Source organism: Niastella sp. OAS944 (assembly GCA_024809215.1).
Lineage (GTDB): Bacteria > Bacteroidota > Bacteroidia > Chitinophagales > Chitinophagaceae > Niastella.
Map to the genome: position 1 here is coordinate 372,055 of JANUBW010000002.1, position 24,769 is coordinate 396,823.

The following is a 24,769-nucleotide window of genomic DNA, read 5'->3' on the forward strand; positions in this document are numbered from 1 at the left end:
ATACCAGAATAAGAATGAAAAGAATTAAAGCTGTAATCTTTGACCTTGATGGAACTTTAGCCGATACGTTGCCGCTTTGCATACAGGCATTTCGCCAATCGGTGGAACCGCTTATAAACCGGTCAGTTTCCGACGCAGAAATTATTGCCACCTTTGGCCCTTCGGAAGAAGGTACCATTATGGCGCTTGCTCCCGATCATTATGATAAAGGCGTTGCCGATTACCTGCATTTTTATGAAAATTTACATGGTATGTGCCCGGTGCCATTTGAGGGTATGAAAGAACTGCTGCAAGCTTTACAGGAGAAAGGCATTCGAATTGCCATGGTAACGGGCAAGGGCAAACACAGTACATTTATTTCGTTAAAACACTTTGAGCTTACCCATTATTTTGAGGCTATTGAAACCGGTTCGCCCAAAGGAGCCAGAAAAGCCGAAGGCATACAACTTATTTTAGACGGGCTAACAGGTATAAACAAAGAGGAAGTAATTTATGTAGGTGATGCGCCCAGCGATATTATAGCCAGCAGAAAGGCAGGAATACCTGTTATTGCTGCTGCCTGGGCCGGCACTGCCGAACCTGAAAAGTTGCAGCGGCTAAATCCGGATAAGTTGTTTTATTCCATCAACGGGTTTTCGGGTTGGTTGTTAACCAGTATATAAACGTTGTTTGTTGTTTTCCCGGCGTTGCAGGCTTGCTGCGACGCATTGCAGCGTTGTTAGGAAGTGTGAGCGCAACGTCGGTTAACGGCGCGGCAAGAAGTTGTATCAACGCGTTTCCGACCACGCCCCGTCACTGCGACGTGACGTAACAGCGCGGGAGCTTATTATTGCAAGCCTGCGACGTCACCAAACGGCGCGGGATGAGGTCGTAACAGCACTGCGATCTCAGCAAACGCGTCTACAAAACGTCATAGCATCACAGCAACGCATCGCCGCGTGCCAACAATGATCAGGATCATTACTGCAAAGTGAAGAATATAGCCTTACTTAATATCAACCAACTGATAAGAAACAAATGGCTTATCACCACTCTTAGCGGTGTAAGCAACAATAGATGTATGCTCATTTAATGGCGACAATACCGGGTAGCTTGCCAATGTATTATCATCGGTAAGGTATGTTCTCAACTCACTTCTCCCCTCTTTATTTCTTACCTGGATACCGATCTTTTTACCAGGTTTATTACCGATCGTCATAGATTCATCCCAAACAATTACCACATTGCCATTAGTAAGCGACGTAAGCTGTGGGTGCGAACCAGCTGCGCTTACACTATCCTGCATTATAAACGTGGCGCCATTATCGGTTGATCTGGTATAAAAACAACCATGCTTTTTTCCACCGGTAAACCAGGCGAAGTGAAGGCCATCGGCATTCTCCGTCAAGGCCGGGCCGGTATGCGGACAACCACTAATAACCCAGTTATCATTACTAATTCTTTCGGGAGCGCTAAACGACTGTCCTTTGTTGGTAGATACAATATGCACCATATCGCGAATACTGTCCTGAATGATGCCACGGTACAACACATGCACATTTTCTTTTTTGTCAACAAAAAGATCGGTACGGCAGCACTGGCAACAAGGCTGGCTTATTAAGCGCGCGTTCTCAAAACCATTTTTACCATTGGTAGTTGCAAAATATAACCCCGACCCTTCCTTTGTTACCGTTTTTCTATTATCGAGCCAGATGATGCCTGCTTCACCGTTGGGCAATAAGGCAATATCATAATAACGCTGATCATAACTCGCCGTATCGGTCACCAGCGTTTTTGGGGCCGTCCAGCTTTTACCTTCATCAAAAGACTGCACATAAAATATCAGTCCGGAGTATTTATTCTTAGGATTTGGATTAGCGGCGCCCCATAAGGCAATGATCTCATGCGATGGCTTAAAGATGATCTTGGGAAGATTCTCCCCATGAGGTTGAATATTACCGCTACCCGGAATTACAACAGGCGCACCAAATGATCTTCCATCTTTACTAATGGCATAACAAAATGCAGACGTACTATCATTGATCATACGCACCCAACTGATAGCCGTATTGCCATTTTCATCTTTGGTAAGGTATGGGCATTGACCAGGCATATTATCAATTTGCACTGCCGGCCCGGCTTTAATAACCGGTTGGGTACAGCCAATACAATGTATGACGAGAACCAAAACGATAAAATATTTCATTATGTATGCTTAAGCGAAGGTAAAATTACAGGATTGTATAAAAGAAAGATTGACTTTGGTTAGGTGTGGAGATGATTAGTATATTCATGGTTAGAAAAAGCATTTTTGATGCCGAGTTTGTACATAATAGCCGGTTGCAATGGCGCAGGCAAAACAACAGCCAGTTTTACGATCCTTCCTGAAATTTTAAAATGTAAGGAGTTTGTAAATGCAGATAGTATTGCAGCGGGGCTTTCTCCGTTTAATGTGGAAAGTGTGGCCTTTGAAGCCGGGCGTATAATGCTGCAAAGAATTCAACGGCTAGTGGAGGATAAAGAAGATTTTGCTTTTGAAACAACCTTAAGCACCCGAAGCTATGTATCATTCATAAAGAAAGCCAGAATAAATGGATATAAAATTACATTGCTTTCCTTTTGGTTGAGGTCGCCTGATTTTGCCAAACAACGTGTGGCTAAAAGAGTGAGCCAGGGCGGACATCATATTCCTGATGAGGTTGTAGAACGCCGGTATTACAGAGGAATAGCAAATTTGCTGAACTTATATATACCTATCGTTGACAAGTGGACCGTATTTGATAATATGAATGTAGGGCCCACCATTATTGCAAAGGGGGCTATGACTGATGATAACATGATTTTAAATTCCGAAGTTTGGAATGCATTTTTAAATCAACGAAATGTTATGGAAGATAAAACAGTTTACCTTGATGAATTTTCCGAAAAGCTTTTATATGGTTTGAAAAAAGCGATGAGAAAGCTTGTTGAAACCAGTGCAAACAATGATGAAGAGCTGGTGATAGAGGATAAAGACGGGCAGGTAAGATCGGTTCCCGCCAAAGATCTGCTTCATGAGGTTCAAAATTATCCAAAGTGAAGCTGCAACCGCCTGGTTAGAAACCCATAGCGCGCATTTTTTTTAAAATATTATTACTTTTTTTTGGTCAATTGACATTTACGGTTATCTTTGCAACCCGAATTCAAAAACAAGCCACTGAAAATGAGGCGAAAAGGTTCGGAAATCAATAAGTTCTTTCTATTTTTATAATAGATTTGAAATGCCCAGGTGGCGAAATTGGTAGACGCACTGTGTTCAGGTCGCAGCGCTCGCAAGGGTGTGCTGGTTCGAATCCAGTCCTGGGCACCATTTAGCCCTGTAAGTCATTGATTTACAGGGCTTTTTTATTTCCTGTATGTCAAATATGTGTCGTTTTTCACGCTTTCTACCACTATTTCTGACACATAATTGACACACTCAATGACACGCACAACCGCAGGAACACGACCGGCACACCATTTCGGTCAGGCACAACGAAAACTGCAAAACACGCCAAAAGCGACCTTCAGGCACACGCTTCCTCCACCTTTTTTGACACACGGTTTGACACACACTTTTGACAGTAGTCAATCCGCTGAAATGTCAGTACTGACAATAGTTACAGCGAGTTTTAAAGAAAATTTTTTCGTTCATTTTTCATCACATTTTACCGCTACTCATTACCGTGTGTCAAATCAGGCACAGCTTCTGACACACGCGGGGTATTCGGCATATTCATTGAACCACGATTCTATCACCTTTAAAATCGCAATCCTATGAATATCCTTGAAAGACCAAACAAAAAGGGCGATAAAATCTATTTCCTGTATGACTATGGTCGTGGCCCAGGTCAACGACCATCTACCGGTATTTTCATTTATACCAATCCAAAAGATCAGATTCAAAAGAATCATAACAAAGAGGCTTTAAAACTGCTGGAGGTTAAAAAAAGCCAGGCAACAATTGACCAGCAGGCGATTGGCAGTGCGTTTATTCCTGCTCATAAGTTCAAAGCTAACTTCCTGGAGTATTATGAGGAATATGTAAAGCTGAACGCTCGTAAAGGGAACCGGCATTTGGCTAATAGCCTGGCGCAGTTTAAGCTATTTATAAAACGTGATTTCATTGCGCCCATTGACATTACCGAAAACTTCTGTAAGCGATTTCGGCAGTTCCTATTAGACAAGTATACAGGGGAAACACCCGGTAATTATTATTCCCGGTTCAAATGGGCAGTGAGCGCAGCGGAAAGCGATGGGTATTTTCAGAAGAACCCTACCGAAAAGGTAAATTCAAAATCAAACCCCAGCAGTAAATTAAAGGAGAACCTGGAGGTGGATGAATATCTGAAACTGCTCACTACTCCCTGCTTAAATGAAGAAGTAAAGGCGGCTTTCCTTTTTTGCTGTTATACCGGTCTGCGTTGGGTAGATGTAAAACAGCTGGGATGGAAAGATATTAGGGGTAATGTTCTTACTACCCGGATCATCCAGGCGAAAACCGGCCAGCCGGTAACGTTGACGCTGCATCCAATTGCAAAAGCCACCATTGAAAAACAAAAAGCAAAGCTGGAAGCGGTCAAGATCCAGAACCCGGAAGTGTTTTCACTACCAACTGCAGACGGCGCTAATAAGATACTGGATGCTTGGGTAAAATCAGCCGGCATTGACAAGTACATTACCTGGTCATGCGCACGGTTGAGCTTTTCGATACTGTTGCAGGATAAAAATGTAGATGATGCGACCGTGGCTTACCTTATGGGGCATACTACCACAGATCAGGTGAGGAAAACGTATAAAAGGCATCGCCCGAAGGATCAGACGGAAACCATTAGTCAGCTACCATCGCCGGAGCAGGCGCCGTATTTCTTAAACATAGGCAAATAAGCAAAAGGGCTGTCTTCTAAATCAAGACAGCCCTTTCCAATAAAAATTCACTTTGTCTATTTTAGTTGTCTGTAAACCGAGCTGTAACTTTCGGCCACTTTTGTTCTAACATCATATATGGTAGTTTCCATTTTTCACTTTCAAGTTCTCCGTTCTCTAATTCTAAACTTGTTGTCACACCAATACGAGATGCGTGTAGTCTGTATGAGTTAAAGAAATTCCTTTCACTTGCTGTCAGTGCAAAGCCGGTTTTCTTGTGTGCCATTTTCATTTGCCAAGTGTCTATGATAAAGAGAATAAACGAAGCAGTGTATCTTCCGATGAAGTAGAATACTACTCCTTTCCAGCCTATTGTTAGCAAACCTGATATTATTATTCCTATAGTGAAAATTCCGAAACCGTGTAGATAGCTTAGTCCCGTAATAAACCGAACCATAAACGGAATTACGTAAAGTCCAAAAGTCGTAATCAACCCACCAATTACGGCACCAACGCCCACATAAATTGCGATGTCTGTCGGGGAGTAGTTATTAAGGAAAAGATATAGTCCAGTTATAAATGCAAAAGTACTAGGAATTAATTCAATTCCTTCAACCGTTTTTAATACTTGGAACGCTGTAAATGTCGGTTGTAGCCTGGCGATATATGTAAAAGCTAAGTCAGTAGCTAATCTTATTTTTAGTCCTCGTGGTGTAAATATTGCCATTGTTGTTTCTGTTTAACGTTGTCTGTTAGGGTTGCTGGTAACGAGCAGGTCTTTATGCTCCATTTTCCTTTGCTTTACGTAAGGCTTCTAAAATTTCTGAAACATTGTCAGGATATTTCCCTTCAAAGTATTCAATTAATAAAGGGTTTCCTGTTAGAAAATGACTTGAGAATTTAATCCAATTTTCAACACTAACAGTTCCGTTCATTTTAAATAATTTTTCCGAAGCAGTTTTTATTTTGAGACTATTTTTAGCATTGTAATTGAAGTCAGAATCTCTTCTGTCATAATATTCTTCTTGTGTATAAAGATGAATTGCTCCATCGAAATGTCGAAATGTATTTTTTGTTGTATCGAACTCAGCATGAATATACCTTACTGGGAAATATTCTTTTCCATCCTTGGTTAATTTTTCTTTGTCTGTTTTGAATTCTTCTGCCTGAAAGGATTTAATGCCATTTTTTGTCTCCCATTTTATATCTAAGGAATAAGCATCGGCGAAAAGAAATGAATTGGTAAAGTCATCTAAGTCTGGGGGCGGCTTTAGTTTGCTTACACCATCTGATATTTTACTTATGTCATTTGTAAATTGAGCACCATACCATGTATCAAATTCCATGTAGGCAGAATTGTCAACATTTATACGAACCCTATTGTAATCAAGTGAAATATAAGAGTCAATATTAGGGTCGTTAAAGCTCCAAAATAATTCTATGAATCTTGGTGCAAAGTTGCTGTTTTCATGAAATCCCCGCCTAAAATAAGGATGAGCCATTAACATGTATTTGTCACTATACAAAAAGCCTTTAGCAAAAGGCTGTCTCTGAAATTTGTTATTTAATAGAGCAAAGTCAACTAATCCCTCTTTGTCTTTTGAAAAATCAGTACATAAATGCTCAACAAGATTTGGATAGCAAGCAACAATTCCTATAGTCTGAACGTATTTAAAATTTTGGTCTGTTAAAACAATTCCTTTTTTTTCACATTGCTGCTTAAATGAATTAATCAAGTCGACACTTTGCGTCAATTTTTTAACTTCTTCTTCTTTCAAATGTTTGAAATGTTCTTTTTGCCTCTCTTTCAATGGATTTATTTATTAGATAATTATCGAAGAATGTAATGTCCACAAGCATACCGCACAACGTTCGAGGCTTGCCGCAGGGCTGATATTTTATAACTGTCTGCCCGGCAACTGAAGCCGATTAAAATTACTGATGTTGAAGTTAACAACTAAAAGACGAATAGTATTCGGTCAAGCCCGATATTAGCTGATAGAAGTACAACTGCCGATTGTTATTCCGTCCGCCAGCCTTGCGGCAAACCTTAGTTGTTAGGCACAGTTCTTATTTCTCAATTACTATGAAGCCGGATTTGTCTGAATGGTCGACGGCGATATTTTTACCAAAGGATTTCGCATATCTTAATGCCATGTAACAGTCTTTCAAATTAACTCCAATACCAATCGAAAAAGTAAGGCTAGGTTGAACATTTCGAACAAATTGAAGCAACTCACATATTTCCAATTCTTGTCCTTTCGCTATTATTCCGTCAGCTCCTGCAAATATTATTTGTTGTTTTTTGTTCCCCAAATAGGAAGAAATTTGAGATACGGCGTTTATTACTTCTAAATTAGTTATACTAAGTTTCTCTTCATCGTTATTCAAAAAACTTTGTTCAATCTTTAATCCAATGTTATCCCCGTCTATGTATATGTATTTCATTTTACAAATTTCTTAGCTTCTAAAAATGATTTGGCATGCTTACTTGTTACTTTTTTTAAATTTAAATTTCCTTTAGAGTTATGGTTGGTCCAAAAGTCTCCAAAAAATTCTTTTTGGTTAACATTGAAATGTAACATCAACTCAGATGTCCCTTTTCTTATTGTGTCATCAGCGGGATTGAACTGACTTTGAGAGTACAAATAAATCAATTGATTTGAATCGCTTTTTGAATCATGTGTAAAAGCCTCTCCAAAGGAATAATTAATGTAGTTAATAGTCAATGATTTCACATCTATCCTTAAAAAAGATTGGCGAATCACTATGGCAATTTCGCCACTATACTTTTGTTCAGTCGTAAAGTCGGTTGAGGAATAAGTCCCAAGCCACGTACCGTTAATATTTTCTTGATATACAATATACTTAAACAACGGCCATTTCCAGCCAATGCTAATATAGAAATCCAAAAAAGCACAACTAAGCTAATCAAAGTTGGAATTTTTATTACTCCAGCCTTTGTAAAAATATTTATTCCAATTAGTTGAAATACTAAAATTGCTATCACCGTAAGTATTACTGTGACTTTTAAAATTCTTTCAAGAGTGCTTTTTTTCACTAGGTTTATTGTTTATTGTTGGGTAGTTTAGAATTGTGCCTAACGCATAAATATGTGCCGTAACCACTTCTATTTGTAAAGAATCATTGTTGATAGTCAATGTTTTAATATTCGCCTTTTTCATTGTTACGGCACAAATACGAAATGGGAATATTTCCATTCAGCTCCTCATTATAAAGTGTATTTGATTTCAGGGTTATTTTACCAATATTTAATTAACTGAAAATGGGTGTTTTTCACGTTTTTTTAATCGTTCGAATTACAGGTTCCTTTAATGAGATATCCTCCCCAGCCAACATCTTATCAATTTCTTCTCGTTTGTAGTAACCGTTATTATTTTTATAAACCCCAAACGCCTCACATTTCTTTACGAACTGGGTTCTCCCTAAATTGGTGTAAATACATGCTTCTTCCGGCTTCAAAAACGGTTTGAAACATAATGCTATTGCCCGCATGGCAATTAATTCTTCACGCTTTATCATAGGATTGGTTTTAAAGCATTTACAATAGTGTATCTATAACGCAGCAGCGAAAATATCCATTTCCCCGCCCTGGTTGAACCGGCCAAATTGTACAGCCTTTCCTTTTTCCGGTATCTCAATCACTACATCCACATCATGCTGGAAGGTGTTGGTTCCTCGGAACTTGCCGTCTTTGGTTGTTTGAAAAATGAATATGAATGATTTTGAGGGGTTGGCTTGTTTGAGCCTGTTCAGATCGCCGGGCGATAGATCGAGCTTATTTACGCTATCCAGGAAAATAAAATCGTACATGGCTAATGAGGCTGGCAATACGGATGCAACAAAAAGATTGGGGTGTACCACACGTTTATCCTGCAACTTCTTTTGCAAGGTCATATCCAGCCCTTCTTCATTCGCTACATACAAAACCTTTCCATGATAGCGGGCCAGGTATCCGGCAAAATCAATACATAGGTACGACTTGCCCATCTTGGGTTTGCCGAATACCATTGCCGTAAAGTTTCGGGAAGGGTCACCTATTAGTTCCCGCCATTTACCGGTTAAGCCTATCGTATCAAACTCCAGTTTTGTAAAATCAACACTATTCATTACCGTTTAGCTGCTGGCAGTTGCAACCTAAAATGCCTTGCAATCCGTTTAATTCGGCCTTTTCAATTTCCAGTGTCTTTTCTGCCTTGTGAGAAATGAACGCCTTCAGGTTCTTTTTGATGGTATGTATTTCTGATATATACCGGTCGTAATCGGTGATCTTACCCTTGTCCATTGTCTTGTTGATCTGATCTAATAGTTTACGGGCTTTTTCTTTTATGCCTGTTTTACCGTTTAAGCCAATGTACCGTTTTATAAAACCAATAGATGGCAACACTTTTTCATCGCCGGCCAGTTGCCTGAACTTATCCCTTGTTTCCGGTTTGAGTTCAATTTTAATTTTTTGCTTCATGGTGTTGTACACCTGGATAAGACTTTCCTGTATATAAACGATCTGTTCGGCCCAAGTGGACGTTTTGCGGATTCGCTTTTCCAGGATGGCCTTTTGTAATGAATTTATGAACCGCAACAATTCTTCTTTGGTTTTTGTTTTTCCATCAAGGTTCACAAATCGCTTTATAAACCGCAATTCTTCCGGTATTCGTTCAACCAGGTTTATTGGCGTGCCCGGCTGTTCAGGTTCTTTTTCTTTGGGAATATGCTTTTGGGGCGCTGCTATCTTTCTTTTCTTTTCCTGCTTGCCGGTAGTATTACCATTGACAAAGGCATTCAGCTTCGACAGGTAAATATCTACCGTTTTCTTAATGGCGTTACTTGCATGGTAGTTATCCCAGTTAGCTCCGTTGCTTGTAATTTTTAATACAAACTCATGCCCCTTTTGTATAGCTTCGGGGTACTTGGAAAAATCAATGTGACGTATGCCGTCGAAATAATTCTCAATGGTAAACATAAGGTTGGGTTAAGCTGCTAACAACTCTAATTCCAATACCAGTGCTTCAGCTTCCAGCTCCAAGAGGGAAATAACATTATTCCTTTGGCTGGTATCTTCATGCTCAGGCGGTGGTAATTCAATTCGCTTCCTGTTATTGCTAATGATTGCTTTATGTTGCAGGTCTTTTAGCTGGTGTGAACCGATGGCAATAGAGCTACTATGGTTATTCTGTAATAATGCAACCAGGTTATCTATTTTACTTTCCGGCAACATAGCAACCATCTTATCAGATGTCTTTTCAAAATTGTTTTTCTCTACCAGCTTCAAAATGTCTTTATCCAGGTATATATCGCCGCCTTTTGACCTGGCAGCACTAATAATAAGCTTGAAATTATTACCGTTTCGTAAAATAGATAACCCATTATTGGTTTCTACCTGGTTATTTATTGTAAGTGATTTAATGATGGGTAATGCTTTTAGGATCGGCACTAACACTTTATCCTGTACCTTCTCACCAGTATTCCAGTGTTCCGGTAGCAGTATTCCTTTTTTAACCTGGCCGGATGAGGTCGTGTAACTCACCAGCTTTCCTTTCATATCGCTAAATGCCTGTAACAGATTCCCGGTAATGACGTAACGAATTTTACGGTCTACATTGTTTTCTTTGGTATAGCCATCCCAATCAGTGAGCAACTTTTCTATGCCTGGTTGCCGTAGATCTGCACTTGCACCTATTATGGCCATAATCTCTTCTGAGTATGAACCCGGCATGGCCAGGTATTTATTGCCATTTGCAATGGCAAATCGAAGTTTCATTGCAGACGGGGCATATGGATTATTCTTTTTCCGGTCGATAATAAAACCAAGGAATACAGCCGGTATCATTTCACTGCCATTGTCAAAGCTTGTTACCGGATAATTAAGCAGGCGGCCAACATAGAAATACTTTAATATTCTTTCTATATAATCCTTTCGGTTGTTGAATGTCTTTTGCGTATGCTTGAGCTGTTCTTCTCTGGCCGTATTCAACTCCTTTTCCCTTTCTGTTACGGCTTTTTGCCAGGCGGCATGATCGCCTTCCATATTTTTGATTTTCTTTTCATTGGGTATTTCCTGTATCAATTGATCATACCGGGCATTGGCTTCCTCATTCAACTCTTCTAATTTTTTATTAGCATCACCGGAATATTCTGCCATAATTTCACTCTGTAGCGTTAACGCATCTTGTCCTTTTAAAGATTCTTTAATAAGGTTTTCCAGCTCTGTTTGGGTAAACGGCTTCTTTAATACGTTGGCTCGTATAATTTCAAGGATACTGTCATCACCAAATGCACTTTCTCCTCCTTTGCCCATTTTAAATATTTTACTGGAAATAGTTTCGGCTTCCAGGTTCATGGCTTCTACTTCCAAATCATATTCACCGACCTGCTTGAGATATTCTACATAATCACTATACCGCTCAACAGTCTCATTATAAAACTCCTCCTGCATTTTGGAAGAAAGCACTGCCACACGCCCCGAGACCTTCATAGCTGCATCATCAACAATGCTGGAGTTGTCAATAATTTTGGTTTTTGTATAATTGTTACGATCTAAAGGATAATCAAGTAAAGCGTTTATATCTGGATGCTCATATATGTATTCTGAGACTACTTTATCGCCATACTTATTAAGAAAATCAGGCACATCTAATATTTTGGTGGATTGCTTTTGATTGGAAGTAGTATTGGCATCAAGCGATTTTAATTTTTTTTGCAACATCATCATTAACCGTTTTTCTGCAGGGATCGCTGTCGATATATAGTCGTAGATGGGTTTTAAAATTTGTCCAGTTCTATTTATCCTTCCTCTTTTTTGAACTTCGGTACTTATGTCCAAGTCCGCCTGTAACACAATCATTACACGTTGCTTTACCTGTTCTGGAGGGACTTTGGCAGTTGGTATAGCATGGGCGGATGCACCCGTACTACCAGCCTGGTTAATCATTAATATATCAACCTCATTATTATTAAACCGCCGGAAGGCATCATTAGTATTCACTCGTTTTCGCGATAATACAAGTGCTTTATTCCCGTTAGGACTAAGCTGAAGCTCAAATTTCCTCCCAGTAACTTCGGCAACACTAAATCCAGCTTGCTTCAATTTTTGAATGATCGCATCTATTGGAGAAATGGTAATACCTGTAGAAGCACTTTTAATCTTTTCCATAATGCGTCTATATTCCGCTTGTGCTTCGGATGAAAGATTCGTTATGGAAAACATTTTATAAATCGGATTGCCGTCTACGTCTTTTACCGTATACCTCAATACTCCCTCTAATCCCCGTTTCAACACTTCGGCAAAGTCGGCATTGATGGCATCTCCATCGCTTACAGGCATCCCTTGTTCATTTTCCATTGATTCTATAAAGCTCCCCATAGTAGACGCAAAGGCTATAACTACTTTTTTGCCATTTTTCAAACGTTCTATGGTCTTTTCTGCAACAGCTTCGGCTTTCAGGCTAAACAGCATTTGATTTATCACCTGGAACACTTTGGAGAAATACGGCATGTTATCTACACCCGCCTGTGACGTTCCTTCCCTTATTTCCACTTCCTTGCCTTCAGCAACAGCTATTTTATCCAGTTCTTCAATCTCTGTGTTAATGTGGTTACCTTGAAAAGCAATTATATCCCGTAATATATCGGTTATGTTATCTGAAATGGCTTTATGTTCCTGAGCCTTTTCTTCCAATATACCATAGTTCACTTCAATGCCTTCAAAACTCCTTTCCCGGCGTAACATTTGTCCTTCGGCCACCAATTGCGAGGATAATACTTCCTGCAAAGCCACCCCGCCCCGGCTTATGGCTTCTACCAGGTCATCTTTTGTCATGTTACAATCGCTGATGGCAGTACGCATTGCATAGATAGGCATGTTATCGGGCCTTTTGGCAAAAGTGGCCGACAAGAAAACAACACCCCTGGTATTTCGCACAACGCTCTGCAATAATTCACCGGTATTCCCTGAGCCGCTGGAATTATGAGCTTCATCCATGATAAAGATATTGTCCTCAGCTATAGCTTTTAAAAAGAGAGGTTTTTCCGGTTTTTTTTCGATGGAATTGAATTGCGAATAGGTAGCTACTACAAAATCAAATTTTGATGAAACGGTTCTGCTCTGAATAATATTTTGTTGTTCCACCGGCGCTGGAGCCTGATAGATAACGTTACCGTCTTCATCTTTAATATCTGTTTTTGATTCCCGGTTGTTTACAATAAATGGCTTTAAATGAGCGGAACCGATAGCAGCCAGGTCGCGGTATATATCAGAAAAAAGATTGGCTTTTTCTGTCAGAAAAACAGGCTTCATCCCTTGCAAAACACCGTAGCGGATCATGGCCGCAGCCACCCGCCCTTTACCTATGCCGGTTTGATCACCGATAATCATTCCCTGGCTGCGTGCTTCAATATTGTAAATAGCCATTGCCACGGCGTCTATCTGTTCGGCAGATAATACCCTACATAGCGCCGTTTTTGTGGGGTATCGTAACCTGTGCCTTACAAAATTGTCTATATCGCCGCCCACTTCCTGTTTAATTTGTTGAATAGCCGTTTGTGTTTCAAACGCCATACTGTCCGGCACCTGTGTATTCAGCACTATACATGATTCAGATGCTGGTATATAGGGCGCACCCAACTCCTCTTCGCCGGTTGCTAGCAATTCCAATTCCAGGGCCAGCGCCTCTGCTTCCAGGGCTAAACGTTTCATATTGTCATCATTTTGGTAAGTGGTAATGATACCTTTTGCTTTATCCATTGCATCCGTTACCCTTACATATAGCGCATCAAAGGATTTAACTACCAGGTCCTTTTCTGAGTTGTAAACCGGGGACGCACCTGATGGGACTGCTTTTCGGCCAGCAATAAGTATCAATCGAACATTAAAGGAGGTTCCCTGTCGGGAAAATAATTTATGGCCATCGATACTGATCACATCAATTACATAATAGCGGCTATACAGATAATTGAAAAAAATCCGGTTCCTTCCGGCCTGAATACGGCCTTTATCATCCCATCTGGTATGTCCGCCAATGATTATAGCAGCTTTACCATTATCTGTCATGGTGTCCAATGCCCGCAATGCCATCATTTGCTCAAGGGTAGTAATCTTATAAGTTTCATAGTAAACAGGTTTGTCCATGAAGCCGAAAGGAGGATTAGTCAGAACAGCGGAAAAGCGTTTCTCATAACCTATAAATGGACGAGTAGCATCCTGTTTTAATACCTTAGCAAAACCCTGAGTTAGCAAATTACTGTTTCGAACGTTGTCAATTTCATTTACATATACACGATCAGCATTGGCAGCAATGGTCAGCAAACCGTTTCCTGCCGATGGTTCAAATGCAAGACCAAATGAATTTTGCAAATTATCTAAGCCACAAAATACACCTGCAAGAAAACCAATCGGCGCAGGCGTGGAATATTGCTGAAGTAAAATCGACTGGCTTGTACGGTGAGACAAATTCACCTGCCGGTTATATAATTCAACAATCTTTTCATATTTCTGGTTGAGTGACAAAGTTTGGTGAGCTATAATCCGAGCATACTTTACAATGGCTAGCTCCGTAAGTTCCTTAACCATTGTTTTGTCGGTGATGCCGTACGTTGCAGCCTCACGTTCAACGGAACGCTTATTAGTTGCAATGCCTTTGCTTAATGTAGCAACCACCCGCCTGACAAACTCTTTTTGTTTCATGCACTTCTATTTTACCTAATTACCATCATCTATCACAACAGGGGTTGAACCGTTGTTCAGGGCATTGAGAATACCAGTTAGCAAAGTAACCTGACTATCAGCTTTAAGCAACATGGACGCATTCTGAGCTTTAATATCCACTAACATCATTGTATTAGTAGATATTTCACCAGTCAGAGCTTGCGTGTAAAATGAAATTTCGGTAAGGCTGTTTTTCATTTCATTTAAAACTGCAATTAATGTATCCTGCTTTATTAAATTGGTGTTCATCAACCCCTGAACAGCGGTCAAATAACTATTGGAGCTGACTATCTGAGCAATAATATTTCTTAATTCAGTCGTTTGAACTTCTTGATTACTAAGAGCAGTTTGATTACTTACCTTTATGCTTTCTACACCGTTACCAATAGAAACGAGTTGTAGCGTTTGCGCTTTTGTTTCGGTAAACTGATCATGCCCCTGATTAATAAGCCTTTCATCGTTTTCTTTCGATTCTAAAAGTCGGTTATTGATTGCTACCAACGCATTTACCTGTAATTGTTGAAAATTAAGGTCAACCTGAAGGCTGCCCTGCCAAAGATTAAAAAGATGCTTAATCTCAATTAACTGGTCTATTTGCGATTGCAGTTTTATTAATGCTTCATCTTCATATAGATTTGCATGATCAAGCATGTGGGCTATCGCATCCCTTAATGCAGCCACGTCTACAAGACCGGACGGCATCGTAACATCCGATAACTTAACCACAATCTCATTTAAAGGGCCTTCACCCAAGCTAATTTTTACGCTGTCATCCCGAACTGCTTCTATACTTTTTATCTGGGTCTTAGCCAGTAACAACACACTACTATCTGTTACAAGACGAACGAACCCGTTATAACTGTATATTTGAACGCTCATTGTTCTATTATTTTTTTGTTTGAGTAATAACAACTTCAGCAATGATAGCCCCGACAAAACCACCAAGTAAAAGATATGGCGCTTCGGGTTTTCCCTTCGCTTGAGCATACCAATAAAAAGCAAGTGAGCTGATAAGCGTAGTGGTTGCGATCACAGCTCTTTCCCGACTTTCCATACAAATGATATATAGGGTTATTTAAGTGAATGCCAGGTAAACAAACCAGCAACTACGCCTACCGCAACACCCAAAAAGACTTTATTCCTTTTCTGCTTCTTTATGGTTTTACGTTGTTCAGCATTCTCTTTAAATAAAGCGGTTTGTTGATCAAGTAGATTATGGTAGCTTGTTTGCAAACTATCGTTCTGAAACTTTTGTATATCGATTACGCTATCCTGTATTTCAAGCTGCCTTTGGAGGTTTCCGGTCAAGCTTTCGTAAATACTGTCCTTTTTATTGCTTAATACTTCTGTTTCCTGAAGAACCACTGCCAGGCTATCACAATTCTGCAACTTAATGGAGGTATCAGTTGTGGTATAATGAACAGTAAGCAGATCTTTTATCGTTCTTTTTAGTGAACGATTTTCCTGTTTTACTTTAAGGATAGCTGACTGTGAACTGACCGACTGAGAACGCAGGGTTTGATTCACCTGATTGATGGAATCTAATTTAGCATTGTAATTTGCCTCCTGCCGGTTCAAGTCTTTGCGAAGTTGAGCGGTGTTATCAATAATAACCTTTTTGTCGGAATTGTAATTACAGGATAAAAATCGCGTGCAGAACAGAATAACGATTATTGCAATAGCAATAGCTAAGATTAATCTGAATCTTGTTAGGTTCATAGGGATATGAATTAAAATGATGAGCAATTATTGTTGAGGAGGTCGGCAATCCGAGCCACTCTTCTTTTCAAAGCTATAGCCAAAACAACCCGTTGCTATAAGACTTGCAAAGGTGAAAAACATATTATCAGATACAGGTTTGTTGAAGAATTGCTGACCTATCCAACTTATAATTAAAACCAGTAACAAAACAGCGACAACAAATTCCCGTAAACTGTAACTATGATTTTTATCTTTAAGTAATTGTCGGAAAAAGTCTTTGGCATTCATGTGTCATTATTGATATAGTGATAGGTTATCATGGACAGACTGGCCGCAATCAGTAACCCAGCCAGACCTAGCATCAATTTTTTTTTGAAATCGGCTTTCCGTATTTATCAAATTCAGGTATACTGCCATCAGGTAAACCCGACAGTAGTGTGTAGGTAAAACTGTTTCCGTATAGATTCTTATGACGTTCCGCTAATGACAGGAATACTGAAAAATCATTGGCGTTAGCAAAGACCTGGCATCCGGCAGAATATTTATCAATTGTTTTGGTAGTTCCTTCCACCATAGCCCTATGTATGTTGATGCCAAAAAGCCCCGTTTCTTCTTTTCCACTAGTATAATCTAATTTGCCATCGCGATTGAAATCCCGAATAACGGTAACTGGACGAATTTGCACTAAAGCAAGGTATTTACCTCTATGCATACCTAGCCCATGACTACCCACATACTGGCCGGGTTTTAAAATAGCAGTTCCCTGCGGATTCATAGGACTTTTGAGCCAATAGGTACCTGGATCTGTGGTTGCCCTCCAGCTAACACTTGCCAACCTACCTGTGTTATCCATAAACAGTACGTTAAGACTATCATTAAATACGTTTGGCACACTGGTATTTGACCTAATACCAATAACGTTTAATTCGAACGGGCGCATGGCTACCTTATACCCCCGTTGTACAAGGGCCAGATACAATATATTTTCCATATAATTGAAGTTTAAAAAATGAGCGGAAGTAATGAGTGAAGAGTAACCAGGTTACTACATTTGGGCAATCTGCGTTGAAGCCAAACTGGCATATGCATAATTAACCAATGGGCAGCGGAAATAATTGGGCTTTTCATGGTATTATTGTACAAATCTGTCGCATAAATAATTTTAGCTACAGGGTGATTAATCCAAAGGTCAATGAGCAAAGAAAATAATGCACCGCTATCATGCGCATAACTATCGCTCCCGATAAAAACGACCTCAATACAACCATCAGAGGAAAGTAACTTTTTTAGTTTAACAGCTTTACCACTAACTGTAACCACATGATGATAACGTTTTTTCTCCTGGTAAGGAATGGTAGCCCAAACATTCAAAGGGATGATATGAACGATTATATAGCTTACCAAATGGTTTTGAGTTTTCATATGGGTAATTTGGTTATTTAATCACAGGTATCTAATGCTTTTAGTAGCAACAAGGAAATACCTGCCGTTATTTTCAAACAATGTGTAATCCAGCTTTCGACTAACCTCTGCACCTAAAACCACACTTGCCTGTACGCCCACATTTTCAGTTGCACTTATCCATACATTTGTAGGCTCTGTAGTTACTATAGGCCGGCCATCAAATCCATCAAGTGACCATTGCTTGCCATCGTATTTGAGGCCCATGCGGATGAACTCATATCTGATCTGCTCCTTTTGTTTCTCATTGGTGAATGTGTTAAGAAGGCCGTTTACAAGCGTCTGCCGAACACCTCGAAGCCTGTATTGGACAAAAACTTCACTTACTTGCCGATAATCTTCTTTACTCTTTAGTTGTTTTAACAAAGCAAGAACTGCATTAAAATCACTACCTGCCGCTGCATTGAGAAATTTGATGGCCAATGCACTTTTATCACTAACACTACTGCTGCCTTGAATTAATACATAATAGGTGGTTTCATCAATAGTTGCAGGTAGCCCCGCTTTCGTAAGTGCTGCCACCGTTTCAGAGCCAAAGTCGCCATCCGCGCCATAGCGAGGAAGAACACCTGCCCCATATTTGGCAATCAAGGCTAACTGAAGGCTTTTTACTAATTCATTCTTGCTTCCTTTTTTAAGCGGAAAACTACTGGTGGCTGTGGTTGCTTTTTTAGTCTTGGTTTGTGTCGATGGCATTGGTATAGAAGCCGACGGACTAACCGACGATGTACTTGCAGAAGTGGGATAAACCACCGCTGCTGCGGCAGTTGGCAAAATATAATCAGCGCTTGCACTTCTTGAGAAATTTGATGTCCTACGCTTTTTATAAAACTGCCATGCCAGATAACCCAGGATGCCAACCGCCCCCACTGCAAGACTTGTAAGTACTATTTTACTCTTAGCTTTCTTTTTAGAAGCCGTCTTACGAGTGGAGGACGGTTTAACTTTCCTGGTGGGTTTGTGTTTACCCGTGGTTTTCATAGGAAAAATTATTTTGGCTTGTCTGTTATTAATTTCATCATTGCCCCATACTCCCAAAATTCAAGTTCACCTCGCAGGTCGGATATTAAATCAGCACCATATTCTGAACGATAACTGCTGGCCACCTGCTGAAAATCCGTTTGGGTTGGTATTTCTATAAAAACAGCCCGAATAGCATCTTCATCAGTACCGGGGAAATAATCAAAAGCTGCTTTTAATCGCCTGGCCCATGATACATGTTGTAATGCTGTTACTCCTTGCGCCTGTCCATTTTTGTCATATCGATCAGGTTTAGAGCTTATGATTGCAATCATTTCAGCGTATTCACTGGAGGATAGTTCGTCTTTCATATCACGCAAAAGACTATTACTATACAGGCGCTGATAGGAATCAATCACTTTTTGAAAATCTTCTTTACTGGCAACCTTCCGCAATACCTGTCGTATGGCTTCCTCATCAGTCCCAAACCATCCGTCATTCTCAAACGCCATTTTCAATTGTTTGGCGAAAGTTGCAGCGCCGCCATCCTCCAGGGTTAAACGCTCTTCCAAATTGGACTTGGATTTTTTGATTAGATTGTTGATCAGAAAAGCAGCTCCACCTAATACGGCTAAACCTATTAGACCATACTGTATTTTTTCGCGTGTTGTTAATTCAGATGATTGAGAAGACGGCATAAGGCCATTATTAAGTAAATATGTTATACTTCTTCGAAATAGCTGCAAGCCTAACTTTAAGTAACGGGTCTATCTTATCAGTAATGCTTTTAGGTGTGCTTTCTGTGTATTGAATGATCTGCGCCGTATCTAAAAGCTCTTGCCTAGTCATTTGATCAAGAATAGACGCAAATTGGCTTTTATCATAATCAGGTGTTTTTTGAAGTATTTCACGTTTCAGTTGAGTATTTGATTTCCTAAACAGGAAGTAACTACCAATACCTAAGCCCAAACCTGAAGAAAGAAGTATTAAAGTTTGTTTGCCCGTTATCATACGCCCAGATATTTTTTTGCCAATGCCGTTTTAACCGGGTCGGTTTTAACAATATGAGCGAGTTTAGTCAGCTCTTTGGCGGTCAACTGAGAGGCTAAAATTGCCAGGGCTGCTATTTTTTCGTCCGCTTCCTTTTCCAACACTGCCGGTATACGGATATTGTAATTGTGCTCTTTCATATGATTGAAATTAAGTGATGAAGGAATTAAGCCGCAGTCTGCATTGTTGCGCCTGGTTGCAATTGCATTAATAACACATCTATTTTATCAGGTGAGGCAACCAGTATATCCAGAATGCTAAATACCCCGATCATTTGTTGTTCATTAAAATTCTGCTGCATTTGTTCAATCAAAGCCAGCCGGTTTTGGGTTTGCTCATCAAGGCCGTTACCACCTGACTGTTTTTCAAAACTCACCGGTGCAGGTGATGAGTTTGGAGAAGATGTACTTTCATCCGGTTCATCTGCTCCTAAAAGCCCGGCCAAAGCCTGGCCACCAGGTATACGATCAATGTTCTTTTTGATAAGAGAATTTAAAACAAGGCTTGCCACTTCACCTATTGAAACAGCATTGGTAAACCGTTTCGATTCCATATCCTTTATCCGTTGCTCTAATGTTTCTGAATACTCTTCAGATTCTGCTAATTGTTGTTTTGTGGCTTTTAGTTGCTCTTTTACCTGTTGTAGATCGTGTTCACGTTCCCGCTCTGCAAGTTTGTCGGCAATAACTTGTTCTATTTCACCTAAGCCGTTTAAGGAACCATTTGACCTGTTTGATGAATCACTTTGAAGCGAAAAGGAATACCGGGTATTGCGGTTTGTACCCGGTCCGTCGAATATTAGAATACTGATATTCCTGGTATCACTTTTTATCTCCTGTTCGTAATCGTCAAACTCCGTGATATCATCGGTCCGGGAAACAACGCGAAAACCATCTATTATAATTTCATAGTCTTTTGTTCTACCTTTTTCAGCTTCCCGTTGCAAATAGCGTTTCAAGCTATCGATCTTATGTTGATCAAACTTTAGGTCGTGGAGGGGCATAGTCGTTATTTTGAATAATTACCTGAATAAATTGTACATGTTGTAAATGACTGGCATAATTTTCAACCTCAATAATACCCTGGTGTTCATACTGTAGTTCGTTTACATTGTCCACTGTCAAATCATAAATACCATACAAACTTTGTATTCGAACCATAAACGGCGGGTGAATGAGCAGGTATAAGTGAACATCTGCATGTATGGAAACTTTTTCCTTGGGCCTCAAAACAAAATGCCGAAGCCTTAAATAATATTGATCGGCAAACCCAAGTTCTTGCATTCTTCCCCGGAGGTAATCTTGCGCCAATGCAGTTGTCATAGTCTTATGGTTTTAGTCCACAACGTAATGGCTACACGGTACTGAATGTCTTTTGATAATATTTTCCCTAACAAATCCTTATAATTACCATATACATTGTTACAGGCAGACAGATTAATGATCTCCGGTTTTGTTATACCTCGTTGTGCCAGGCCATTTAATAACAGCGCATTTGTTTGCGTAAAGCCGGCCTGATATGATTTTAGACTTAAATCCGATTTTAGGGCAACCGCCGGCTCCAGCTTCACAATTGAATTGTAGCATCCGTTTGCTTTACCTGTGGACTGCAATTGGAGGAAACCCACTTGTCCAGTTCCAGATACCACAGGTACATCAATGAGCTGAACGGTAGTCAAAATGCCTGTTATAGTGGTTACATCCCGTGGAATATTAAACTGGAAATATTGTTGTTGACTGGCGCGGGTAACCAAAAGCTTTTCTATAAGAATATTGCCATTCATAGTTCGCGTTGTTCACAGTCCAGGTAGATACTGATTCGATATGGCTCAAATGCCAACCGGGTATCATTTTGATCTTTGTACTCAATTTTAACGATTCCATTTCCTACAGGTAAATTACCAGTGTCGTAATAGCGTTGATTGGGGGAAATATTTATGCCGGTCATTAGCAGCTTGCTTGCATAGTCTTCTGGAAACACTTCCTGCTTATTAACCTCAATTTTTTGGGAGCCACGATAATACAACAGATCTTCCTTATCTGCTGTTAGCAGAATACCTTTAATGAAGGTGATTGTTTTATCAAGTTCAAAAGACTGGGAATACACTTTGTCAGCAGCAGTAATAGCCACATCAAAACGCTTTTTTACAATAATGCTCATAGGATTTTTTTAAATGCAGCAGGTAGACACCTGCCGCCTATCATGACATAAACGGTACCACAAAAATTAACTAGGGCGTAGTTATTGTTCCATGCAAACCAGCGTATACAAAAGTGTTGGCTGGTATTCCGTCAGTACTACCTAGTTCAATTGTTAATTCAATCAACACATCATCTACTATAAGACGCGGGTTAGCAAGTTTATAATAGCCCAATGGCACGTAGTTATATGATTGGGTGCGGAAAACATAATTTGAAGTTTCGGGAACTATTTGCCTTTTGTTATACTTAAGGTTAAACTCACCATTAAGTAATGCGGGAAAATTCTCCAGTCCTTTATAATCGGCTGCAATGATCTTATCCTTTGAACCATCTGCCGCTGTAGCTGCAAGTAGTACGATACCGGAAACAAGCAGGGCTTGATTTTTAGGCAGCTTCGCATTGCTGATGTTTCGCAAACCCACTTCTTTGTCATCCTGGGTTTCCCACATCTTAATAGTTTTCGAATTGACAGGCTTTATGGAATAAACCATTGTATCTGCCAGACGCAATTCGCCTTTAACAAGTGATTCTTTAATAGAAGCGGGCAATTCGGCAAAAAACTTTTCCATTTCAGCCCGTGAACCTTTACTGGGCGCACCGGTGCTTGCCAGTTTATTAATTGTACGCTGCCGTTTTACCGGATTCATTCTTCGCAGTTCGCCGATAAGCTCATCTCCATCAGGGCCATCAATTCCTAATAGTGCGCCCTGATTGTTATATTCTTCAATTGCAGCCAGGCCATCAAGTCCTAACATAATAGTATGTTTTTAAAGTTTATAATAAGGTGGATTAAAGAATGTAATCAGATACATCTGAAAGCTCTGCCAGAGGCCCTTGCATACCAGGGAGTGCATCATCCGCAGAACCTATACCGGTGCCGTTCATTTGAAGCCGGTTTAAAGCACTGTTTTCGATTTGTTCTTCAACATTGCTGAGTGCTTCTAATCCTGCAATCTCATTGGCATAGTTGAAATACTGGAGATTACCAATACCTGCCACTGAAGCTGTTTTCTTCTTTATTATCTTATCGAGATATAGCTTTTGACTAAAGGAGTTTTTAAATGCCATCACCCGGTCTTTTACTCCATCCATACCTTGTTCTTCGACACCACTTACAGAGGAAGTTTGAAATCCATTTGCAGCCATCATTCCAATACCGAGCAAACTCAATAGCCGGCTACCTTTGAAATGACCAAGCGCTGTTACTCCGGCACCAATCGCCAGGCTTGGTTTACCGATTGCGGACCCCGCAAAACCACCAGCTATCACTGCCACCAGCAGATCTTTACCGGTTTCAATCAGCGTATTTTTAATATTGCCTTTTGTTTCCAGCTTACTGGTCATAGCAAGAATCTGAGCGCGCTCTGCCTTTTTTGCATATTTATTTTTTGCCATAGGACATTTTTATATTGTTATCTCAATTATTACAGAAGACTTATTGCCTTCTTTTTGCCACCTTTCTTTTTTCCTCCATTCTTTTTCTTAGGCGATTTTCTTTTCCTGGGAGTTCCTGCAAGTGGCCCATTAACAGGCTTATGCGTAGGTTTAAGTAATTTCATCCCAATAGCAATGGCCGCAATTCCACCGACACCGATCACTGTGGGTAACAACCACTTTTTATTTTTCTTCCAAAAACCATCTTTTGTAGCTGATGATGCATCGGTCAATGTAGTATTGGTTGAGGTAGCATTCATGGTTGTGGCAGACGTAACCGGTAAACTCGCACTGCTTTCCGGGTCAGTATCTACAAGAGCAGCTGAACTTGTACTTTCTGGTAAAACCTGGGCAGCGCTTGCGCCCTCAGCATAATCAGGCGCAGCAGGTAGATATGCCGGTGAAGATGTGGCAGGGACGGTTGCAGCAGGCAACAAGGTGTTGGTATTGCTCGCTGGGGGAATGTCTGTTATTTCCTTATTGGCCGCCGCGGCTTCACCTTCTGAAAAATCCTCAGCACCTTTTTGATTACCACCAAAAATGTTTCCGATGCTTGATAAAATTTTGGCGATAGCCGCTACTGCGCCAGATGCTGCTGCAACAGCGGCACTTGTGGCTATACCTAATTCACCCAAACCTTCAAATCCTTCCATTCCTCGCACATTCTCGTCATAATAAATATCAGGTCCAAGTAATTGAGATAATGGTGTGTTAGTGTCCATATATAAAACAGATGCGTCACTACCAAGAAACCCCAAACCACTTACTGCTACTTCATTATTTTTATTACCCTTACCTTTTAATATGGCTTTCTTCAGATTATTAATATTACCACCGGCAGTTGTAAAAATGTTTTCCAGCTTCTCCCTGGTCTTAACCAGCTTCTGGAACTTGTCTGCAAGTATGCCACGCTTTGTGGCTTCTTCTGGTGTCAGGTAGGCATACTTAATCCTGCTGGCAACCTTAAAAAGATTAAGTTTCATGGCAGCAAGGAAGCCATTTCGCAATAGAACTGTAGCCGGGTTAATCTTATTAATCTTGCTTATTACTTTTTTAAAAAAGCCTTTCTTTTTCCCCTTTGCTTTACCCAGTTCGCCAATGCTGAACGTCCCATCAAAAACCAGGTCATTACCCCGGTCGCCAAAACTGCTTCCCTGTAAACCATCTAAATATTGTAAGTCCATAGTAATATCTTTTTTTTCACTGTAAGGAACTTCGTAATCAAATTGATCAGTTACACAATCAATTGTAATAAACCGCCCACCATCTGGTACCACGGGATAAATGTGTTGAAAATGGTCCCGTTTGTATTTTGTTATTCGCAGTTTGTGTGGTATACGTAGGTTTGTAAGAATGCTGCTGATAAAAGTGCTATAGC

General features: G+C 40.2%; 29 protein-coding genes and 1 tRNA gene. 4 read left to right on the forward strand and 26 right to left on the reverse strand.

Going from position 1 to position 24,769, the window contains the following annotated elements; all coding sequences use genetic code 11:
* Nucleotides 1-14 precede the first annotated feature (14 nt).
* Complete coding sequence (locus GGD38_RS12120) at nt 15-662, forward strand: HAD family hydrolase (protein ID WP_375300586.1); 648 nt, start codon at nt 15-17, stop codon at nt 660-662.
* Nucleotides 663-985: 323 nt separating this feature from the next.
* Here the strand turns inward: GGD38_RS12120 and GGD38_RS12125 are convergent, their stop codons facing one another.
* Entirely contained in the window at nt 986-2,185 is a 1,200-nt protein-coding gene (locus GGD38_RS12125; protein WP_375303821.1) for a hypothetical protein, read from the reverse strand.
* A 108-nt stretch (nt 2,186-2,293) separates the two neighbouring features.
* On the opposite strand from GGD38_RS12125, the gene GGD38_RS12130 reads away from it, so the two are divergent.
* From GGD38_RS12130 to GGD38_RS12140, 3 genes are all read left to right on the forward strand, one after another.
* Nucleotides 2,294-3,058 (forward strand): zeta toxin family protein, encoded by a 765-nt coding sequence (locus GGD38_RS12130; RefSeq protein WP_375300583.1) that lies wholly within the window; start codon nt 2,294-2,296, stop codon nt 3,056-3,058.
* Nucleotides 3,059-3,241: 183 nt separating this feature from the next.
* Nucleotides 3,242-3,328, forward strand: a tRNA-Leu gene (locus GGD38_RS12135).
* Between the two features lie 446 nt (nt 3,329-3,774).
* Nucleotides 3,775-4,884: a site-specific integrase gene (locus GGD38_RS12140; protein WP_375300582.1), complete on the forward strand. Its 1,110-nt coding sequence runs from the start codon at nt 3,775-3,777 to the stop codon at nt 4,882-4,884.
* A gap of 61 nt (nt 4,885-4,945) precedes the next feature.
* On the opposite strand, the gene GGD38_RS12145 is transcribed toward GGD38_RS12140, so the two are convergent.
* From GGD38_RS12145 to GGD38_RS12265, 25 genes are all read right to left on the reverse strand, one after another.
* Nucleotides 4,946-5,590, reverse strand: a complete 645-nt coding sequence (locus GGD38_RS12145; protein ID WP_375300581.1) for a hypothetical protein — start codon at nt 5,588-5,590, stop codon at nt 4,946-4,948.
* Between the two features lie 52 nt (nt 5,591-5,642).
* Nucleotides 5,643-6,674, reverse strand: coding sequence for a hypothetical protein (locus GGD38_RS12150; protein ID WP_375300580.1), 1,032 nt, complete (start codon nt 6,672-6,674; stop codon nt 5,643-5,645).
* Nucleotides 6,675-6,933: 259 nt separating this feature from the next.
* Nucleotides 6,934-7,311: a mCpol domain-containing protein gene (locus GGD38_RS12155; RefSeq protein ID WP_375300579.1), complete on the reverse strand. Its 378-nt coding sequence runs from the start codon at nt 7,309-7,311 to the stop codon at nt 6,934-6,936.
* A complete protein-coding gene (locus GGD38_RS12160; protein WP_375300578.1) occupies nt 7,308-7,775 on the reverse strand; it encodes a hypothetical protein in 468 nt (155 codons plus the stop codon). Before GGD38_RS12160 ends, GGD38_RS12155 begins: the two co-directional genes overlap by 4 nt.
* Before the next feature lie 385 nt (nt 7,776-8,160).
* Nucleotides 8,161-8,406, reverse strand: a complete 246-nt coding sequence (locus GGD38_RS12165; protein WP_375300577.1) for a hypothetical protein — start codon at nt 8,404-8,406, stop codon at nt 8,161-8,163.
* A gap of 33 nt (nt 8,407-8,439) precedes the next feature.
* A complete protein-coding gene (locus tag GGD38_RS12170; protein WP_375300576.1) occupies nt 8,440-8,994 on the reverse strand; it encodes a hypothetical protein in 555 nt (184 codons plus the stop codon).
* Nucleotides 8,987-9,844 carry a hypothetical protein gene (locus GGD38_RS12175; protein ID WP_375300575.1) on the reverse strand — a complete coding sequence of 286 codons (858 nt, stop codon included), beginning with the start codon at nt 9,842-9,844 and terminating at the stop codon, nt 8,987-8,989. Before GGD38_RS12175 ends, GGD38_RS12170 begins: the two co-directional genes overlap by 8 nt.
* A gap of 9 nt (nt 9,845-9,853) precedes the next feature.
* A complete protein-coding gene (locus tag GGD38_RS12180) occupies nt 9,854-14,563 on the reverse strand; it encodes a strawberry notch C-terminal domain-containing protein (RefSeq protein WP_375300574.1) in 4,710 nt (1,569 codons plus the stop codon).
* A 15-nt stretch (nt 14,564-14,578) separates the two neighbouring features.
* Nucleotides 14,579-15,463 carry a hypothetical protein gene (locus GGD38_RS12185; RefSeq protein ID WP_375300573.1) on the reverse strand — a complete coding sequence of 295 codons (885 nt, stop codon included), beginning with the start codon at nt 15,461-15,463 and terminating at the stop codon, nt 14,579-14,581.
* A gap of 7 nt (nt 15,464-15,470) precedes the next feature.
* Nucleotides 15,471-15,638, reverse strand: coding sequence for a hypothetical protein (locus GGD38_RS12190; RefSeq protein WP_375300572.1), 168 nt, complete (start codon nt 15,636-15,638; stop codon nt 15,471-15,473).
* A gap of 17 nt (nt 15,639-15,655) precedes the next feature.
* On the reverse strand, nt 15,656-16,330 hold the full coding sequence (locus GGD38_RS12195; protein ID WP_375303822.1) for a hypothetical protein: 675 nt from the start codon (nt 16,328-16,330) through the stop codon (nt 15,656-15,658).
* Nucleotides 16,331-16,573, reverse strand: a complete 243-nt coding sequence (locus GGD38_RS12200) for a hypothetical protein (protein ID WP_375300570.1) — start codon at nt 16,571-16,573, stop codon at nt 16,331-16,333.
* A gap of 73 nt (nt 16,574-16,646) precedes the next feature.
* A complete protein-coding gene (locus GGD38_RS12205; RefSeq protein ID WP_375300569.1) occupies nt 16,647-17,276 on the reverse strand; it encodes a hypothetical protein in 630 nt (209 codons plus the stop codon).
* An 11-nt stretch (nt 17,277-17,287) separates the two neighbouring features.
* A complete protein-coding gene (locus tag GGD38_RS12210) occupies nt 17,288-17,707 on the reverse strand; it encodes a hypothetical protein (RefSeq protein WP_375300568.1) in 420 nt (139 codons plus the stop codon).
* A 21-nt stretch (nt 17,708-17,728) separates the two neighbouring features.
* Nucleotides 17,729-18,727 carry a peptidoglycan-binding protein gene (locus tag GGD38_RS12215; RefSeq protein ID WP_375300567.1) on the reverse strand — a complete coding sequence of 333 codons (999 nt, stop codon included), beginning with the start codon at nt 18,725-18,727 and terminating at the stop codon, nt 17,729-17,731.
* A gap of 8 nt (nt 18,728-18,735) precedes the next feature.
* On the reverse strand, nt 18,736-19,404 hold the full coding sequence (locus tag GGD38_RS12220; RefSeq protein ID WP_375300566.1) for a hypothetical protein: 669 nt from the start codon (nt 19,402-19,404) through the stop codon (nt 18,736-18,738).
* Nucleotides 19,405-19,414: 10 nt separating this feature from the next.
* Nucleotides 19,415-19,717 carry a hypothetical protein gene (locus tag GGD38_RS12225; RefSeq protein ID WP_375300565.1) on the reverse strand — a complete coding sequence of 101 codons (303 nt, stop codon included), beginning with the start codon at nt 19,715-19,717 and terminating at the stop codon, nt 19,415-19,417.
* Nucleotides 19,714-19,896 (reverse strand): hypothetical protein, encoded by a 183-nt coding sequence (locus tag GGD38_RS12230; protein WP_375303823.1) that lies wholly within the window; start codon nt 19,894-19,896, stop codon nt 19,714-19,716. Before GGD38_RS12230 ends, GGD38_RS12225 begins: the two co-directional genes overlap by 4 nt.
* A gap of 26 nt (nt 19,897-19,922) precedes the next feature.
* A complete protein-coding gene (locus GGD38_RS12235) occupies nt 19,923-20,759 on the reverse strand; it encodes a hypothetical protein (protein ID WP_375300563.1) in 837 nt (278 codons plus the stop codon).
* Complete coding sequence (locus GGD38_RS12240; RefSeq protein WP_375300562.1) at nt 20,734-21,078, reverse strand: hypothetical protein; 345 nt, start codon at nt 21,076-21,078, stop codon at nt 20,734-20,736. The genes GGD38_RS12235 and GGD38_RS12240 overlap by 26 nt, the downstream gene beginning before the upstream one ends.
* Nucleotides 21,075-21,539, reverse strand: coding sequence for a hypothetical protein (locus GGD38_RS12245; RefSeq protein WP_375300561.1), 465 nt, complete (start codon nt 21,537-21,539; stop codon nt 21,075-21,077). Before GGD38_RS12245 ends, GGD38_RS12240 begins: the two co-directional genes overlap by 4 nt.
* Nucleotides 21,536-21,916, reverse strand: a complete 381-nt coding sequence (locus GGD38_RS12250) for a hypothetical protein (RefSeq protein ID WP_375300560.1) — start codon at nt 21,914-21,916, stop codon at nt 21,536-21,538. Before GGD38_RS12250 ends, GGD38_RS12245 begins: the two co-directional genes overlap by 4 nt.
* Nucleotides 21,917-21,986: 70 nt before the next feature.
* Nucleotides 21,987-22,712, reverse strand: a complete 726-nt coding sequence (locus GGD38_RS12255; RefSeq protein ID WP_375300559.1) for a hypothetical protein — start codon at nt 22,710-22,712, stop codon at nt 21,987-21,989.
* A 34-nt stretch (nt 22,713-22,746) separates the two neighbouring features.
* A complete protein-coding gene (locus GGD38_RS12260; RefSeq protein ID WP_375300558.1) occupies nt 22,747-23,352 on the reverse strand; it encodes a hypothetical protein in 606 nt (201 codons plus the stop codon).
* Between the two features lie 29 nt (nt 23,353-23,381).
* Entirely contained in the window at nt 23,382-24,668 is a 1,287-nt protein-coding gene (locus GGD38_RS12265) for a hypothetical protein (RefSeq protein WP_375303824.1), read from the reverse strand.
* Nucleotides 24,669-24,769: the final 101 nt, after the last annotated feature.

What these genes read in the sequence shown, in the direction of transcription:
- GGD38_RS12120 (WP_375300586.1), top strand. Translation starts at nt 15, where the DNA reads ATGAAAAGAATTAAAGCTGTAATCTTTGACCTTGATGGAACTTTAGCC.
- GGD38_RS12125 (WP_375303821.1), bottom strand. Translation starts at nt 2,185, where the DNA reads ATGAAATATTTTATCGTTTTGGTTCTCGTCATACATTGTATTGGCTGT.
- GGD38_RS12130 (WP_375300583.1), top strand. Translation starts at nt 2,294, where the DNA reads ATGCCGAGTTTGTACATAATAGCCGGTTGCAATGGCGCAGGCAAAACA.
- GGD38_RS12140 (WP_375300582.1), top strand. Translation starts at nt 3,775, where the DNA reads ATGAATATCCTTGAAAGACCAAACAAAAAGGGCGATAAAATCTATTTC.
- GGD38_RS12145 (WP_375300581.1), bottom strand. Translation starts at nt 5,590, where the DNA reads ATGGCAATATTTACACCACGAGGACTAAAAATAAGATTAGCTACTGAC.
- GGD38_RS12155 (WP_375300579.1), bottom strand. Translation starts at nt 7,311, where the DNA reads ATGAAATACATATACATAGACGGGGATAACATTGGATTAAAGATTGAA.
- GGD38_RS12165 (WP_375300577.1), bottom strand. Translation starts at nt 8,406, where the DNA reads ATGATAAAGCGTGAAGAATTAATTGCCATGCGGGCAATAGCATTATGT.
- GGD38_RS12170 (WP_375300576.1), bottom strand. Translation starts at nt 8,994, where the DNA reads ATGAATAGTGTTGATTTTACAAAACTGGAGTTTGATACGATAGGCTTA.
- GGD38_RS12175 (WP_375300575.1), bottom strand. Translation starts at nt 9,844, where the DNA reads ATGTTTACCATTGAGAATTATTTCGACGGCATACGTCACATTGATTTT.
- GGD38_RS12180 (WP_375300574.1), bottom strand. Translation starts at nt 14,563, where the DNA reads ATGAAACAAAAAGAGTTTGTCAGGCGGGTGGTTGCTACATTAAGCAAA.
- GGD38_RS12185 (WP_375300573.1), bottom strand. Translation starts at nt 15,463, where the DNA reads ATGAGCGTTCAAATATACAGTTATAACGGGTTCGTTCGTCTTGTAACA.
- GGD38_RS12190 (WP_375300572.1), bottom strand. Translation starts at nt 15,638, where the DNA reads ATGGAAAGTCGGGAAAGAGCTGTGATCGCAACCACTACGCTTATCAGC.
- GGD38_RS12200 (WP_375300570.1), bottom strand. Translation starts at nt 16,573, where the DNA reads ATGAATGCCAAAGACTTTTTCCGACAATTACTTAAAGATAAAAATCAT.
- GGD38_RS12205 (WP_375300569.1), bottom strand. Translation starts at nt 17,276, where the DNA reads ATGGAAAATATATTGTATCTGGCCCTTGTACAACGGGGGTATAAGGTA.
- GGD38_RS12210 (WP_375300568.1), bottom strand. Translation starts at nt 17,707, where the DNA reads ATGAAAACTCAAAACCATTTGGTAAGCTATATAATCGTTCATATCATC.
- GGD38_RS12215 (WP_375300567.1), bottom strand. Translation starts at nt 18,727, where the DNA reads ATGAAAACCACGGGTAAACACAAACCCACCAGGAAAGTTAAACCGTCC.
- GGD38_RS12220 (WP_375300566.1), bottom strand. Translation starts at nt 19,404, where the DNA reads ATGCCGTCTTCTCAATCATCTGAATTAACAACACGCGAAAAAATACAG.
- GGD38_RS12225 (WP_375300565.1), bottom strand. Translation starts at nt 19,717, where the DNA reads ATGATAACGGGCAAACAAACTTTAATACTTCTTTCTTCAGGTTTGGGC.
- GGD38_RS12230 (WP_375303823.1), bottom strand. Translation starts at nt 19,896, where the DNA reads ATGAAAGAGCACAATTACAATATCCGTATACCGGCAGTGTTGGAAAAG.
- GGD38_RS12235 (WP_375300563.1), bottom strand. Translation starts at nt 20,759, where the DNA reads ATGCCCCTCCACGACCTAAAGTTTGATCAACATAAGATCGATAGCTTG.
- GGD38_RS12240 (WP_375300562.1), bottom strand. Translation starts at nt 21,078, where the DNA reads ATGACAACTGCATTGGCGCAAGATTACCTCCGGGGAAGAATGCAAGAA.
- GGD38_RS12245 (WP_375300561.1), bottom strand. Translation starts at nt 21,539, where the DNA reads ATGAATGGCAATATTCTTATAGAAAAGCTTTTGGTTACCCGCGCCAGT.
- GGD38_RS12250 (WP_375300560.1), bottom strand. Translation starts at nt 21,916, where the DNA reads ATGAGCATTATTGTAAAAAAGCGTTTTGATGTGGCTATTACTGCTGCT.
- GGD38_RS12255 (WP_375300559.1), bottom strand. Translation starts at nt 22,712, where the DNA reads ATGTTAGGACTTGATGGCCTGGCTGCAATTGAAGAATATAACAATCAG.
- GGD38_RS12260 (WP_375300558.1), bottom strand. Translation starts at nt 23,352, where the DNA reads ATGGCAAAAAATAAATATGCAAAAAAGGCAGAGCGCGCTCAGATTCTT.